At 40.3% G+C, this 14,418-nt stretch carries 11 protein-coding genes and 1 riboswitch; of the genes, 5 read left to right on the top strand and 6 right to left on the bottom strand.

The window, feature by feature from the left end:
* Positions 1 to 9: 9 nt before the first annotated feature.
* The 6 genes from N5O98_RS04695 to N5O98_RS04720 all read right to left on the bottom strand — a co-directional run bounded on the left by N5O98_RS04695 (position 10) and on the right by N5O98_RS04720 (position 6,434).
* Positions 10 to 783, bottom strand: a complete 774-nt coding sequence (locus tag N5O98_RS04695; RefSeq protein WP_004295706.1) for a thiazole synthase — start codon at positions 781 to 783, stop codon at positions 10 to 12.
* A 44-nt stretch (positions 784 to 827) separates the two neighbouring features.
* Positions 828 to 1,445 (bottom strand): thiamine phosphate synthase, encoded by a 618-nt coding sequence (locus N5O98_RS04700; protein WP_004312310.1) that lies wholly within the window; start codon positions 1,443 to 1,445, stop codon positions 828 to 830.
* A 4-nt stretch (positions 1,446 to 1,449) separates the two neighbouring features.
* Positions 1,450 to 1,650: a sulfur carrier protein ThiS gene (gene thiS, locus N5O98_RS04705; RefSeq protein ID WP_004303537.1), complete on the bottom strand. Its 201-nt coding sequence runs from the start codon at positions 1,648 to 1,650 to the stop codon at positions 1,450 to 1,452.
* 60 nt (positions 1,651 to 1,710) lie between these two features.
* A riboswitch (TPP riboswitch) is annotated at positions 1,711 to 1,804 on the bottom strand.
* A 55-nt stretch (positions 1,805 to 1,859) separates the two neighbouring features.
* A complete protein-coding gene (locus N5O98_RS04710; RefSeq protein WP_182423443.1) occupies positions 1,860 to 3,851 on the bottom strand; it encodes a sensor histidine kinase in 1,992 nt (663 codons plus the stop codon).
* A gap of 150 nt (positions 3,852 to 4,001) precedes the next feature.
* Positions 4,002 to 4,619, bottom strand: a complete 618-nt coding sequence (locus N5O98_RS04715) for a superoxide dismutase (protein ID WP_004295710.1) — start codon at positions 4,617 to 4,619, stop codon at positions 4,002 to 4,004.
* Positions 4,620 to 4,694: 75 nt separating this feature from the next.
* Complete coding sequence (locus N5O98_RS04720) at positions 4,695 to 6,434, bottom strand: RHS repeat protein (RefSeq protein WP_118160999.1); 1,740 nt, start codon at positions 6,432 to 6,434, stop codon at positions 4,695 to 4,697.
* Between the two features lie 146 nt (positions 6,435 to 6,580).
* Here N5O98_RS04720 and N5O98_RS04725 point away from each other — a divergent pair, with 146 nt between their 5' ends.
* The 5 genes from N5O98_RS04725 to N5O98_RS04745 all read left to right on the top strand — a co-directional run bounded on the left by N5O98_RS04725 (position 6,581) and on the right by N5O98_RS04745 (position 14,251).
* The gene (locus tag N5O98_RS04725; protein ID WP_004312306.1) at positions 6,581 to 8,959 is read left to right on the top strand and encodes an ATP-dependent helicase; all 2,379 of its coding nucleotides are present in this window, start codon (positions 6,581 to 6,583) and stop codon (positions 8,957 to 8,959) included.
* 25 nt (positions 8,960 to 8,984) lie between these two features.
* Complete coding sequence (locus N5O98_RS04730) at positions 8,985 to 9,677, top strand: hypothetical protein (RefSeq protein ID WP_004312305.1); 693 nt, start codon at positions 8,985 to 8,987, stop codon at positions 9,675 to 9,677.
* Positions 9,678 to 9,943: 266 nt separating this feature from the next.
* Complete coding sequence (locus N5O98_RS04735; protein WP_004312304.1) at positions 9,944 to 11,506, top strand: ATP-binding protein; 1,563 nt, start codon at positions 9,944 to 9,946, stop codon at positions 11,504 to 11,506.
* 93 nt (positions 11,507 to 11,599) lie between these two features.
* Complete coding sequence (locus tag N5O98_RS04740; RefSeq protein ID WP_008776660.1) at positions 11,600 to 12,502, top strand: Rpn family recombination-promoting nuclease/putative transposase; 903 nt, start codon at positions 11,600 to 11,602, stop codon at positions 12,500 to 12,502.
* Positions 12,503 to 13,210: 708 nt separating this feature from the next.
* On the top strand, positions 13,211 to 14,251 hold the full coding sequence (locus N5O98_RS04745) for a winged helix-turn-helix domain-containing protein (RefSeq protein WP_008776661.1): 1,041 nt from the start codon (positions 13,211 to 13,213) through the stop codon (positions 14,249 to 14,251).
* Positions 14,252 to 14,418 lie beyond the last annotated feature (167 nt).

The following is a 14,418-nucleotide window of genomic DNA, read 5'->3' on the forward strand; positions in this document are numbered from 1 at the left end:
TATTCGTTTTTAATCAAGAAAAGCCGTTAGAGGTGAACTTGCTTCTGCCACGAAGTCGACGGCTTGTAATCCTAATCCTGCTTCGTAAGCCTGTCTTCCGGCTTCTGTAGCCGCTTTGAATGCTTTTGCCATTTCTACCGGATTTCCGGCAACGGCTATTGCGGTATTAACTAATACAGCGGAAGCTCCCAGTTCCATTGCTTCGGCAGCATGACTGGGTGCACCGATACCCGCATCTACGACTACCGGGATACCTGCCTGTTCGATAATGATTTGCAGGAATTCTTTGGTCTGCAATCCTTTATTGGTACCGATTGGTGCACCGAGCGGCATAACGGTAGCTGCGCCCGCTTCTTCCAGACGTTTGCAGAGTACAGGGTCAGCCTGACAATAAGGCAACACGATAAAACCCAGTTTTACCAGTTCTTCCGTAGCTTTCAGTGTCTCGATAGAGTCAGGGAGCAGATAGCGTGGGTCCGGGTGAATTTCCAGTTTCAGCCAGTTTGTTCCAAAGGCTTCACGAGCCAACTGTGCTGCAAAAACAGCCTCTTCTGCATTACGTACACCGGAAGTATTGGGTAATAGCTGAATATTCGGATGAATAATATGTTTCAGCATGTCATCCTCTTTGTTGTCCATGTCGATTCGTTTCATGGCAACAGTAACCATTTCCGTGCCTGAAGCCAGAATAGCTTGTTCCATTACTTCATTGGAATTGAATTTTCCTGTTCCCAGGAAAAGACGGGAGTTAAATTCGCGTCCCGCAATTACTAACTTTTCCATTCTATATATATTATAAATTAAATTACTGATTGTACATCATTGCTTTACGCATGATTCAGGATTCTACGTGTTTCTTCTATCGGATTATCCGCTCCGAGAATGGTTCCCGACAGGGCTATCCCGTTTACTCCTGTGTGAAGTATGGCAGGAATATCCTCATAAGTGATTCCTCCAATCGCTACTACGGGGATTTCGATATTCGCCTCTTTCATCTGTGAAAGGATGGAGGAATAGCCTTCCAATCCCAGTACAGGGCTTAAATTCTTTTTGGTGGTAGTAAACCGGAAAGGACCGATGCCAAGATAATCGGCACCGGCACGATAGTGCTGTACAACATCTTCGAATGTATTTGCAGTGCCGCCGATAATGAAAGCCTCTCCAAGAATTTGGCGGGCCTGGTCGATAGGCATATCCTTTTTGCCCAGATGCACACCGTCCACTTCCAGCTTTCGCGCCAGTTCAACGTGATCGTCCAGAACCAGGATTGCTTCGTGCTCTTTACAAAGCGGTTTCAGTTGCAGGGCTACTGCCTCCACTTCTTCGAGAGGAGCCTCTTTCATGCGTAGTTGGATCCATTTGCACCCGCCTTCGAGTGCCATACGTGCCGATTCGAGGTACGAGTACCGTTCGGTCTGATGCGTGATAAATTGTAGACTGACCATTCCCTTATCCTCCGCAAGCAGCTTTGATAATCACCAGGTTATCGTTCTCATGCAATATGAAACCCTCCCATTCGGTACGGGGAATCATTTTGTTGTTTACGGCAATAGCAATGCCTTGAACCGGAAGTTCGAGCTGTGCTGTCAGTTGTGTAAGGGTAGAGTCGGGAGTAATTTCCACCTCTTTGTTGTTCACTTGTACTTTCATTGTCCTATCAGAATAAATAAGTTGAAAGTAAATACAAAGAGCGTGCTTGAATGGAAAGGCGATAAGAAGAAACACAATCCCTACGTCAGTACTAACTGCCTCAGGTTCCTAGGGTATAATCTCAGCCCCTCATGGGGCACCCCTTTGTCTTTACGGGGGCAAAGTAAGTGAAAAAGAAACAGAAAAACACTAAATCATTCGATTTTTTTTCATTTTTCTGTTGATTCCTGTTTTTTGATAGGATGAGAAAAGATAAACCGGGCACCATTTTTGTAATTCTTGTCAATCCAGATATCACCTCCCATATATTGGATGGTCAGTTTGCAGATAGCCAGTCCCAATCCTGTACCCTGTACGAACTCGTTCAGCTTTTCGAAACGTTGGAATACCAGCTCCTGTTTATCTTCGGGGATTCCGGTGCCGGTATCAGTTACCGAGAACAGCATACATTGCTTTTCTTCGTCCACTTCATAATCCAGCGTAATGCTTCCTCCGGCAGGAGTGAATTTCAAGGCATTGTTCAGCAGATTGATAATAATCTGCTGCAGGCGCAAGGGATCTGTGTAGAGCATGTAAGGCTCTTTAGGCATTTGCAGTTTAATGTCTACATCCATTGTCTTGTTCCGGTTGGTCAGAGTAATCATATTCTGGCAATGGTTCACCAGCTCACACCATTCATAGTTGAATTGCAGTTTTCCTGATTCCAGGCGTGATATATCCAGTACATCACTAATCAGTTGGAGCAACAGATTGGAGTTGGTCTGGACAATATCTGCGTATTCTTTCAGTTCGTTATTCTGCTCTACCGAACCGATAATCAGGCTGGAGAAACCGACAATAGCATTTAGCGGAGTCCGTATCTCGTGGCTCATATTCGAAACAAAGGCACTTTTCAGTTGGTTAGCTTCTTCGGCGCGCTCTTTAGCATCACGCAATTCGACTTCAGACTCTTCCAACTTCTTTTTATCTTCCCGTAGTTGTTTCGTAGTTCTTTCAAGGTGATTCTTCAGGATTTTAGTCCGGTAATAGTAATACAGCGAAATCATTAGACTTCCTACTAATACGAGAAATATAATCAGGATGAATTGCACTTCTGTCTTATAGGCCACAAAGAACGGGATGGGCTGATTGATTACCATTGAGTTGACAGGTAACTTCTTGTTTCCAAATCCCCATTCCTTTAGTTTCTTCGCATCAAATTTATATCTGTTGGGTAAGATATTGATGCTGCTGATACCCGTTTCCTTTTGGTCTAAAAAGCGGTAAGCATATTCTCCCATGCTTTTTCCCACTCCTTCATATTGCGGGACATATCCTCCGATAGCCCAGTAACCTATTGCGGTAGAAGTCATGCTGAACATAGGCAGGAGAGGATTGGCTTCGGAAAAAGCATAAACGGAGTTATTCATGTAAGTAATACCCCGGTTATCGATTCTCCAGATGCCAAGCAACATGACTGTGTTTCTGGGAAGATTGCGCAATTGACTGGCAGCCATATCGAGTGTATGGATGCGGCCATCGACGTAGGTGATAGACAACTGTGGGAAATGTTGCAGGTTTTTCTTGAACCATGCCAGTTCGGCAAGTCCGTTGTATGTGTTATCCGATACAAATACAAGGTGTTCTGTTTCCGGATAGAAATCCTGTATCATTTCAATATCTTTTTTAATGTCATATTCGTATGTGCTACAATATCTTACGTTGTATTCCTTCATGCGTTCCATTAAGTTAATGCTTTCGGGATTATAGCTTCGGATGTCGGTCGAATCCTCCGGAATACGTATTCCGTTGCGTGACGCCATTGCACAGAAAACAGGAAGCTGCTTGTACTTTTCATCTTCGAGATGAAGGAAACTGCTCCATGCTTCACCACCCAGGAGAATAACTAATTTGGCTTTCGGATGTTTGTCGAGAATATCAGTTAATGTTTTTTTCCATTGATGCGCCTGCATTAAGTCTGTTGCATTCATATTTTCTACCATGGTCGAATATCTTCCTCCCAATTGGGTGTAGGTCTCTATAAATGTGCTGATGTTATCGTAGGTATATTTAGTGTCAGAATTATAAGAGGTGATAAACAGGATTTCTTCCTCAGATTCTTCTGTGGTGGCAGCATTGCCAACATTGCTAAAAAAGGGGAGGAAAAGGAGTACGGCAATGGAGACAATAAATCGTATTTTTTTTCTTTTATACAATACCATAATTGTTTGTTATGTTGTTTTATGAGTTGCAAAAATACAACTAATGCATCTGATATACAATAAAAGTCTGTTCTTTTTAATCTGTAAAAAAGGTCGTTGTGTTTTTCACAGCGACCTTTTCCATAAGTATAGTTTAGCTTGTAAATTTGCTTACATTCTTTTTTCAACCACATCCCAGTCGATGATATCCCACAGGGCGTTTACGTGGTCGGCACGGCGGTTCTGGTAATCCAGATAATAGGAGTGTTCCCAAACGTCAAATCCAAGAAGTGGTTTCAAACCGGCACGTACTGGATTGCTGCCGTTCCCCTCTTTAGTGATTTTCAGTTTACCGTCTTTATCTACGGATAGCCAAGCCCATCCTGAACCAAACAATCCGACTGCTGCTGCATTGAATTCTTTCTTGAAGTTTTCAAAGCTGCCAAAGTCACGTTTGATGGCTTCTCCCAGTTTACCGGCCGGCTCCTTCTTTGAAGGTTTCGGGGCAAATTGCAGGAAGTACAGGTTGTGGTTCAATACTTGTCCGGCGTTATTGAATATAGCTCCATCCGGTGCGGCTGCAACGATTTCTTCTACCGTTTTACCTTCATATTCTGTTCCGGGCACGAGGCTATTCAGATTATTTACATACGTTTGTAGATGTTTTCCGTAATGGAAATCTATTGTTTGCTGACTGATTACAGGTTCCAACGCATTGTTAGCGTAAGGAAGTTTAGGCATTTCGTAAGTCATGGTCATCATAATTAAAGACATTAATATAGTATTCATAATGTTACAAGTTTTAATTGGCTTGTTATACTATAATAACAGAAGCCCTTTGCAAAATGTTCACAGCATCTTACTTTATTTGTAAATGTACTGTATACGTTCCACTTCTTTCGGATGCTCACGGTCGGTCCGGCAGATCCATTGGCCCGTATTATCATATTCATAATAAGAATTGCTATCGATCTGGTTTCCGTATTTATCGTACAGGCAGGTCAGGCATCCCGATGTTTTCTGGTTATTGCCTAAAATCCGTTGGTAAACGATCTGTGTCAGATAACCGTATTTATCGTATTCATAAGCATCTTTTTGTGAAATAATCTGATCCGAAGAATTGGCAAAAAGCAGGTTTTGATGTTGGGATGAAATCAATCTGCCTTTATCATCATATTTGTTTGCGGTGTATGCCTGAAGTTCTCCATTCTTATTATACTCTTTGGTTTCGGTCAATAATCCCTGTTTATTATAGGAACTTATGATAACTCTTCCATCTGTATACTTGAGCGAATCACTCTCGATACTTCCGTCCGTACCGATACGGCGTGTCCGTCGGTAGAGATCCGTTTTGGTTTTCGGATTCGTTTGCACTTCAAAGATGCAGTGACCTTGCGGATCGTATAATCTGTTCGTTTGTATTTCATTGCTTGGCTGACCGTTCTTTACGGTAAGCGACAATGTAGAAATGAGCTGCCCCTTATCGTCATACGAATAAGTGGTCGAGGTATTTCCCGTACTGTCATTTTCCGCAGACTTAATCAATCGTCCTCCATTATAGTATTTCACGGAAGTAGGAGTGGATATGATTGTTTGCAGAATAAACGGTGTCCGTAGTGCATTGGCCTGGTCACGAAATTCCTTATACTTGTGTGTGCAAAGAAAATCCTGCAGCATACTCAAAGATTCGGAATTGACAATGGCAGCTTTTAAAAGCTCAAAATCAGCTTTTTCACTAAGATATTCAAGGTCGTCCAGATGAGTACGTGCTGTAGAAGTCAGGTAAGGTGATTGCTTATACTCGTCAATAATCTGCCGGATGGCTGTTGCGTTTCCTTTCTCCCGGAGGCTGTCGATTCCTTGAAACAGAAAATCATCGTATAACGCGCGAACTTCCGGAAGGAATGGACGCGTATCTTTATCCGTGAAGAATTTCTGCATGTTGGCGTTATCAAAAAATGCCTTGAAATTCGCTGATGTCGGATTACTCTTTACAATCTGGTAAAGCCGTTTGTTTTCCGCAGTGTTGATTTGAGAGATAAATTTGCCGTTCGGATATTCCGTGATGTACGTTTGATAAATATTCAGCGTAGGTGTTTTCAGCATACCTTCCAGTAAAGCCATTTCACGGATGTCCCGCACCTTTTGCAAGATGGCAGAATCTCCCGGATAACCGCTTGACTGGATACTGTCCATCAACGTCTTGCTAAAAGGAATTTGATCTTTCGAAGCATCCAGAATGGAGATAACGGCCAGTTCTGCTTTGTTTTGTACGTTGGAAAGTTGTATTTTCTCTTCTTCACAGATATTGGGAAAATAAGCTTTCGTTGCCCTTTCGTAGCATCCGAAATAGTTGGTGGCAGCCTGTTCGCTTTGCTCGTTCCACAATCCGTTGAGCACATCCAATAATGCCAGTTCCTCGGCATAATAGGTTTGTGTCTCGTCATCTATCTTATCACGGTTTTTCTGCCATTTGTCGGCGTCATTATCGTTCAGATACCTTAGCAGCTTTTCCAGGCGGCTCTGCTTTTGTGCCATTGCCTGTGGAATGCAGGCGACCAGAAACAAACTCAAAATAATCGATAAAAATATACTTCTTTTCATTGCTTTTTGGTGTTAGGTTAAAATAGTTAGTGATGAAAATTCATAAAAATACCTTCATTCTCGAATGAATATTATACTTTTGTATTGAGAACAAATTTGAATGCCAAGGGTTTGTTAAAAATCCACATTGTTTTTATAATGCTGTTATGAATACCAATTATATAGATGAATTGAACGAGAGTCAGTGTGCTGCAGTGACTTATAATGACGGTCCTTCGCTGGTGATAGCCGGTGCAGGTTCGGGGAAGACGCGTGTATTGACTTATAAAATCGCTTACTTGCTGGAACAGGAGAACGGCTACAATCCGTGGAATATCCTTGCACTGACCTTTACGAATAAGGCGGCGCGCGAGATGAAAGAGCGTATTGCCCGTCAGGTAGGTATGGAAAGGGCACGTTATTTGTGGATGGGGACTTTCCATTCCATCTTCTCACGGATTCTTCGTGCCGAAGCAACATTTATCGGGTTCACTTCCCAGTTCACCATCTATGATACGGCTGATAGTAAGAGCCTGCTTCGTTCCATCATCAAAGAGATGGGATTGGACGAGAAAACTTATAAACCGGGAGTAGTGCAGGCACGCATCTCCAATGCCAAAAACCATTTGGTCACTCCTACGGGATACGCTGCCAATAAAGAGGCTTACGAAGGAGATATGGCTGCCAAGATGCCTGCTATCCGTGATATCTATACTCGTTATTGGGACAGATGCCGTCAGGCGGGAGCGATGGATTTTGATGATTTATTGGTATATACCTATATTCTGTTTCGTGACTTTCCGGAAGTGCTGGCACGTTATCGCGATCAGTTCCGTTATGTATTGGTGGACGAGTATCAGGATACGAATTATGCGCAGCATAGCATTGTTCTACAACTGACTAAAGAAAATCAACGGGTCTGTGTAGTGGGAGACGATGCGCAAAGTATCTATTCTTTCCGTGGGGCGGATATTGACAATATTCTCTATTTTACAAAAATCTACCCCAATACGAAAGTTTTTAAACTGGAGCAGAATTATCGTTCCACACAAACCATTGTTTGTGCTGCCAATAGCTTGATTGAGAAGAATGAACGCCAGATACGGAAAGCCGTGTTTTCGGAGAAAGAAAAGGGGGAACCTATCGGCGTATTTCAGGCGTATAGCGATGTGGAAGAGGGAGATATTGTAGCTAATAAGATTGCAGAGCTACGACGGGAGTATCGCTACGGATATGCTGATTTTGCCATCCTGTATCGTACGAATGCACAAAGCCGTATTTTTGAAGAGGCTCTTCGGAAACGGAGTATACCTTATAAGATTTACGGAGGACTTTCGTTCTACCAGCGAAAAGAGATAAAAGATGTGATTGCTTATTTCCGTTTGGTAGTGAATCCGAATGATGAAGAAGCATTCAAGCGAATCATTAATTATCCGGCTCGTGGTATTGGAGATACGACAGTCGGGAAGATTATATCGGCGGCTACCGATCATGGCGTAAGTCTTTGGGCGGCACTCTGTGAACCATTGAGTTACGGACTGGATATAAATAAAGGAACGCATGCAAAACTGCAAGGCTTTCGTGAATTGATAGAAGGTTTCATTGTCGATCAGGCAGATAAGAACGCTTATGAAATAGGAACGAATATCATCCGTCAGTCCGGCATTATCAACGATGTTTGTCAGGACACATCCCCCGAGAATCTAAGCCGTAAGGAAAATATAGAAGAGTTGGTGAATGGAATGAATGACTTCTGCGCTTTGCGGCAGGAGGAGGGTAATCCGAATGTGTCTCTTACCGATTTCCTTTCGGAGATTGCATTGCTTACCGATCAGGATTCCGACAAGGCGGATGATGGGGAAAAGATAACGTTGATGACAGTTCATTCGGCTAAAGGATTGGAGTTTAAGAATGTATTTGTGGTCGGTCTGGAAGAAAACCTGTTTCCCAGTGGGATGGTAGGAGATTCTCCCCGGGCACTGGAAGAAGAACGTCGTTTGTTCTATGTAGCTATTACTCGTGCGGAGGAACATTGTTATCTGTCTTTTGCCAAAACCCGTTTCCGTTATGGAAAGATGGAATTTGGAAGCCCCAGTCGTTTCTTGCGTGATATCGATGTTCATTACTTGCAATTGCCGCATGAGGCAGGAGTGAGCCGTGCTGTCGATGAAGGTGCAGGACGTTTCCGTAGAGAGATTGAAGGAGGATTCACCCGTTCAGCTTCTCCGTCGCGTGCCCCTTTCGGAAGTACATCTTCCGAACAACGTGAACGTCCGAAAGCACAGATCATTGCTTCCAGCGTACCGAGGAATTTGAAGAAAGTTAGTACTGTTAGCCCAAGTAGCGGTGCACAGGCAACCTCTTCCACTTCGCCATCGGTAGCAGGAGTACAGGCCGGACAGATGATAGAGCACGAACGTTTCGGATTGGGTGAAGTGATTAAAGTAGAAGGAACGGGAGACAATGCGAAAGCAACTATTCATTTTAAAAATGCGGGAGACAAACAACTATTATTACGTTTCGCTCGTTTTAAAGTGGTAGAATAAATAATAACACTAAATAGAGAGACTCATGAAGAAACAACTAACAGTAATTTTGCTTTCCGCTTTGATTGTGAGTGGATGTGCGTCGGGGCGTATGGGAAATCCGGGAGCTATCATGGCAGGTGCTTCTATCGGAGGTAGTCTGGGAAGTTCGATAGGCGGACTTATCGGAGATAATAATCATGGCTGGAGGGGCGGTTACCGTGGTTCTGCTATTGGGAATATTGTGGGAACCATTGCCGGTGCGGCTATTGGAAACGCGTTGACGGCGCCGAGGCAAGAGCAAATAGAGGAAGATGCGTATATTCCTGAAGTACGGGAAGTGCGTGTGCAAAAGTATAAGAAACAGCCGCAAGTGCAACAGCCTATTTCTCAACTGAAGTTGCGCAAGATCCGTTTTATAGATGATAATCGCAGTCATGTGATTGATGCGGGAGAAAATAGCAAGATAATCTTTGAGATTATGAATGAAGGGAGAAATCCTGTTTATAATGTAGTTCCTGTGGTAGAAACGGTGGGGAAGGTGAAGCATCTCGGCATTTCTCCTTCCGTGATGGTGGAGGAAATTCTTCCGGGTGAAGGCATCCGTTATACCGCTTCCATTCATGCAGGTGAAAAATTGAAAGACGGTGAAGTGACATTCCGTGTCGCAGTGGCGGACGAGAATGGAATGATTTGTGATTCGCAGGAATTTACCTTGCCTACACAGCGCGGAAACTAGAGTTAAAAGCCCGAAATATTCGGTTTAAATATAGTGACGGTATTTGCCTTGGATAGTGACGCTATCCTAAGCATATACCGTCACTATATTGGTGGGATAGCGTCACTATTTTAATGGCTATTAATAAGGTAGTTCTTTAGATAAGTTTATGTGAATCGAACAATGCAATTGAATGATATTGTAGGGTTTTATAATAATATTAAGTGTCATGTAATCATTTTATTTCGTATCTTTGTTCATATTTCCAATAAAAGCATTAGAGTGGTATGAAAGAGACATTTAGAAGATATCCTATCGGAATACAGAATTTTGAGGATTTACGTAATAATGATTGTGTGTATATTGATAAAACTGCATTAATTTATCATTTGACTCATACAAATAAGATTTATTTCCTTAGTCGTCCGCGTCGCTTTGGAAAAAGTCTTCTAGTCTCTACTCTTGAAGCTTATTTTTCCGGAAAGAAAGAGTTGTTCGAAGGATTGGCTATGGAACAGTTAGAGAAAGAATGGACTGTTTATCCTGTGTTGCATATTGATTTTAGTAGAACGAAATACACCACAATCGAAGATTTGCAAGAGCAATTGAATCTTTATCTAAGCGAATGGGAGAGGACTTATGGGAAAAATGAAGAAGAAACGAGCTATGCAGCCCGTTTAACCGGTTTGCTTCAACGAATCTACCAACAGACAGGAAAGCAGGCTGTTGTATTGATTGACGAATATGATGCACCTTTATTGGATAGTAATAGCGACTCTGCTTTACAAGGACAATTGCGAACTGAAATGCGGAAGTTTTTCAGTCCTCTTAAAGCGCAAGGGCAATATCTTCGTTTCTTGTTTCTGACAGGAATCAGCAAGTTCAGTCAGATGAGTATATTTAGTGAGCTGAATAACTTGCAGAATATCAGTATGAGCGATGATTATAGTGCTATTTGTGGTATTACAGAGCAAGAGTTGCTAAGTCAGATGCAACCGGATATTGAGAGGATAGCTCAAGCGAATAATGAAACCTATGAAGAAGCTTGTCGGCATTTGAAACGGCAGTATGACGGTTATCATTTCAGCAAGATTTGTGAAGATATTTACAATCCGTTCAGCCTTTTCAATGCATTTTCGCAAAGAGATTATAAGAGCTTTTGGTTTTCTACCGGCACGCCTACTTTCTTGATTGAAATGTTACAGCGAATGGACTTCAGTCTTACTCTATTGGAAAAGATGGAAGTGAAAGACGAAGATTTTGATAAAGCGACAGAGGTTATTACCGATCCGATTCCTGTACTTTATCAGAGTGGCTATTTGACTATTAAAGGATATGAACCTCTCTTTCGTACATATACATTAGGTTATCCCAACGAAGAAGTTAAGATAGGCTTTATTGAGACTCTGATCCCTTCCTATCTCAATCAACCGACACGTGAAAGTAATTTTTATGTAGTCTCTTTTGTAAGAGACCTGATGAAAGGTGATATTGAGCAGTGCCTTCTTCGTACTCGTTCTTTCTTTTCTTCTATACCTTATGATTTGGAGAATAATCAGGAAAAGCACTATCAGACTATTTTCTATTTGTTATTCCGTTTGATGGGGCAATATGTGGATGTAGAGGTTAAGAATGCTATTGGTAGGGCTGATGTGGTAATCAAGATGCCTGATGCGATTTATGTGTTTGAATTTAAGGTAGACGGAACTCCCGAAGAAGCGTTGGCACAAATTAATAGTAAACAGTATGCCATTCCTTATGAGGTAGAGCATCGCAAGGTTGTTAAAGTTGGAGTGAATTTCGATAGTACAACGCGGACTTTGGGACAGTGGAAGATAGAATATTCTTAGTAGAAAGAAATTGAAGCATATATACTTGAAATCAAACATTTTCTGCTTACCTTTGTTAGCTTGAAACAAGATAACAAGAAAGGAGACGAACTTATGTCAAGTAATTATATTCGTTTCGATTGGGCTATGAAACGTTTATTGCGTAATAAAGCCAATTTTGCAGTTCTTGAGGGCTTTCTAACTACTCTTTTGAATGAAAAGATAATCATTCGGAAGCTTTTAGAGAGTGAAAGCAATCAAGAAGATGAGTTTGATAAGTATAATCGTGTAGATATGCTTGCTGAAAACTCGAAAGGTGAACTTATTCTGATTGAAGTTCAGAATAATAATGAGTATGCTTATTTTCAACGTATGCTGTTTGGTACTTCAAAATTAGTAACCGAGTATATTAATCGTGGAGAAGGTTATGATAAGGTACGTAAAGTATATAGTGTCAATATTGTCTATTTTTCTTTAGGTAGTGGCAAAGATACCGTATATCACGGTAAAACGGAATTCCGGGGAATTCATCAGGGAGATATGCTTGAACTGACTCCTTTTCAAAAACAAACTTTTAAAGTGGATACAGTAAGTCAACTTTATCCTGAATATTATATTTTGAAGGTCAATGATTTTAATCAGGTAGCTAAAAGTCCGTTGGAAGAATGGATCTATTATCTGAATACAGGTGATATTCCTGATAGTGCGACTGCTCCAGGTTTAACAGAAGCCCGTGAACGATTAAAACTTGACAAGATGACTAAAGCAGAGCTTGATGCTTACTATCGCCATTTGGATAATATTGTCATATTAAAAGATAATATATTCACTGAACGTGCTGAAGGACGCGCAGAGGGTCATGCTGAAGGGCGTGTAGAGGGTCGTATGGAAGGTATTAATGAAGGTCGTCTGGAAGAGAAAAGGGAAGCTGCAAGCAATATGAAGTCTTTAAATATTCCTCTCGATGTTATTTCGCAAGTCACAGGTTTGTCTATAGAAGAGATAAAGGCGTTGTAATAAACGCCTTTATATAATTGTTAGTATCCTATATCATCTTAGACATGATATAGGATTTTTTATATATAGAAGTCTTGAAATGAGAACATACATAAAAATAGGATATTTTATGCGTTTCTCCTGCTTGAATTTAAGACAGAGTCTTGTATGCAAATAAATATGTGAGTAATTAGGGATTATGGAAATCCGTGGTGCTTTATTTTATATTATTTGGATGCTTATTGTTTGCTGTAAAGAGATTATTTGCGGATATTCGTTTGATTATTTGATAAGTACTTTCTTTTTGCTATATTTGATTTGGATGGAATATAGTGTGAAATAGCTGAAAATATACCGATAAATTTGGGTCTCACCGATGAATGTATTGTTCCTCGGTGAGGAAGGAAGCGACGCACACCGGGCAACGAGTCGTTCCTCGGTGAGGAACAAAGCTTAGTTAGCGGTAAATAATTCGTTTTTTATCCCTTATTTATGTAATATTTAGTCTGAAAACGGTATATTCTTGCATTGATTTATGCATTTATTTCTCTTCTTGCTTTTATTTTGATTTAATATTTATAGAGTGAATCTTAAAAATAGACTAATTTCTTTGGTTGGAAAGATTATTTTTGATATAACCAAAAACTCAAAATAGTTTTTATATTGTCTGTCAATTATTGCAAATAATGCTACCTTTGTGCTATTCAAACAGATAAAATAAGTCACGCTATGAAATTACTAACGAAACTAAGCGGTACAATTACATTTAAAGATAAACAAAAGATGCGCCTTTTGCTAATAATATTTATTCTGGAGATAGTATTATTTTTCATTCTAGGACAATTATATTGTGAGGCTAGAAAAAAAATGTTCAGTGAAAGAGTGGAAAGTGTTTTTAAAGCAGTTTTTTTGCAACATTTACAAGAAGATGCTTTTGATGGTTATTTTTACACTAGTGGGAGGAAACAGCGATTGGAGGAGTATCCTGATACGGTTTATATAACAGATGAAAGTGGAAAACGTGGATACTGCTTGGATAAAGAAAAAAGTTCTAAAAATGTAACATCTGATCCACGATTAAGTTTTTTACATACTGCTTATTTATCTAAACATCCTTTAGTAGTGGACTCTTTATATGAAAAATGGCAACTGCATTTGAAGCAGCAAAGTTTGTCTGGCACTTTTGCATTGCAGCTTTTGGTATCCGATAAAGATGAAAATATTACAGAAAGTGTATACCCTGACTCTTTTTTACATGAAAATTGTATACCAGAATTCGATATTACGGCAGGTTATCGTTGCGAGGTTGAAGTAAAAGGCTTTTTCTACTTTTCATTTTTTACTCTTGTGGGTGTAAGAGGCTTTGTTTATGGCTTTATTTATTGGCTGTGTGCAGTTATTATTAATATAGTGATATTTTTTAGAAAGAGATGGCAAAAGAACATTGTTGTTCCTACCTCTGTTCATATTTATCAAATGGACCAAGATATTATGTTTGATGCAGATTTGAGAAAGCTTATATTTGGTAAAGAGGAAATTCAGATACCACCACAAACAGCTATTTTATTAAAACATTTTTTAGAAGCTCCAGATTACATATTGAAAGACAAAGAAATCAAGAAAATATTTTGGTCGGATAAATCAAATAATGATCCGAGACTTCATAATGCAATAAGTCGTTTGCGAAGAGTTTTTGAGAATGTTCCATCTATTGAGATTCAAAGGTATGAAAATATTGGATATCAATTACAAATTAGAAGGAACAAATAAGAAACTATAATTTCCGATGAAATGGGATTTTTTTGAATAAGAGCCTTATCTCTATGATAGTATATATAGTAGATAGATTCGGTTAGATAGAAATGGATAGATTAATCTATTGGTGGTTGTAATCCAATTGCCTACTTTCGTTTCCATTAATTAATCGATAAAACTAT

This window comes from Bacteroides sp. LFL-34 (assembly GCF_027257075.1).
Lineage (GTDB): Bacteria > Bacteroidota > Bacteroidia > Bacteroidales > Bacteroidaceae > Bacteroides > Bacteroides ovatus.